At 56.7% G+C, this 1,343-nt stretch carries 1 protein-coding gene; it reads right to left on the bottom strand.

The genetic code is table 11. The features are described 5' to 3' along the window. Nucleotides 1–39 precede the first annotated feature (39 nt). Nucleotides 40–1,290, bottom strand: a complete 1,251-nt coding sequence (locus GOQ25_RS18110; RefSeq protein WP_160351881.1) for an IS256 family transposase — start codon at nucleotides 1,288–1,290, stop codon at nucleotides 40–42. Nucleotides 1,291–1,343: the final 53 nt, after the last annotated feature.

The raw sequence follows: 1,343 nt of genomic DNA, 5'->3' as shown, positions 1-1,343 counted from the left end.
GGGGGTGTCAGAAATTCCGTGTTTAAGGCGGGTTAAAAATCAAATGGAAGGACGGACGAAGCGATCCTCATAGAGGATAGCAAACTGGATCATGGCCTGTTTCCAATCACGGGCCGGTCGTCCCCAATCGGCGGTGATATTGCGCAGAGCCAGCCAGAGGAGTTTGGTAGCGGCATCATCGTTGGGGAAGTGCCCTCTGGTTTTGATGATTTTGCGTAGCTGCGCATTAATATTCTCAATAGCATTGGTCGTGTAAATGACTTTACGCACCTCGGGTGGAAACGCAAAGAACGGTATGACGCGATCCCAAGCATGGCGCCATGCGCGGGTCACGACGGGGAATTTCTGTCCCCATGGCCCTTGCTCAAATGTCTCGAGTTCGGCCAGAGCGGCTTCGGCGCTTGGGGCCGTATAGATCGGGCGGATGGCGGCGGCCAGTGCCTTGCGATCCTTCCAACTTGCATAGTCCAGGCTATTGCGGATCAGGTGGACAATGCAGGTCTGCAACGTGGTGGCCGGGAAGACCGCACCCAGCGCCTCGGGCATCCCTTTAAGGCCGTCGGTGACGGCGATCAGGATGTCATGGACCCCACGGGTCTTTAAGTCGTTGAAGACCCGCATCCAGAACTTGGCGCCTTCGGTACCCTCGATCCACAGTCCCAGGATATCGCGTGTGCCATCGGGAAGCACACCCAAGGCCAGATAAATGGCCTTGTTGCGCACGATGCCGTTATCGCGGATCTTTACACGCAGCGCATCAAAAAACACGACGGGATACATGGGCTCGAGCGGACGCGCCTGCCAGGCAGTCACCTCTGCCATCACCTCGTCGGTCACCGAGCTGATGAACTCGGGCGAGACCTCGGTACTGTACTGTTCTTGCAAAAAACCTTGAATCTCGCGCACCGTCATGCCTCTGGCATACATGGCAATGATCTTGTCATCAAAGCCTGTAAAACGCCGTTCGTGCTTCGGGATGAGTAACGGAGCAAAACTGCCGTCTCGATCGCGAGGGACCTCGATACGGATCGAGCCGTCCTCGGTCATGACGGTCTTGGCACCTTTACCATTGCGCTGGTTGGACACTTCTGCGGGCTTAGCCGCCCCAGAGGGATAGCCCAGGTGGTGATTGAGCTCTCCCCCCAGCGCACGTTCGATCAGCGCCTTCTTAAATGCCAACGACGCGGCATTGATCGCTTCGGCCGTCATCGGGCCGTCACCGAACGACTTCAGTAAATCTGCGGGAATGCTCGGCAACTCGGCCAGCGGGGTCTTGGGTTTGCGTGGCATACATACTCCTTGGCGGTATGTTATGCCCTAAACACGAAATTACTGACAGACCC

Source organism: Bordetella sp. 15P40C-2, assembly GCF_009763235.1.
Taxonomy (GTDB): Bacteria; Pseudomonadota; Gammaproteobacteria; order Burkholderiales; family Burkholderiaceae_B; genus Bordetella_A.
Note: the sequence above shows the minus strand (reverse complement) of the source record. Positions and strands in the feature narration are given on the sequence as shown.

Bases quoted from the DNA above. Each gene is read 5' to 3' on its own strand.
- GOQ25_RS18110 (WP_160351881.1), bottom strand. From the start codon at position 1,290: ATGCCACGCAAACCCAAGACCCCGCTGGCCGAGTTGCCGAGCATTCCC.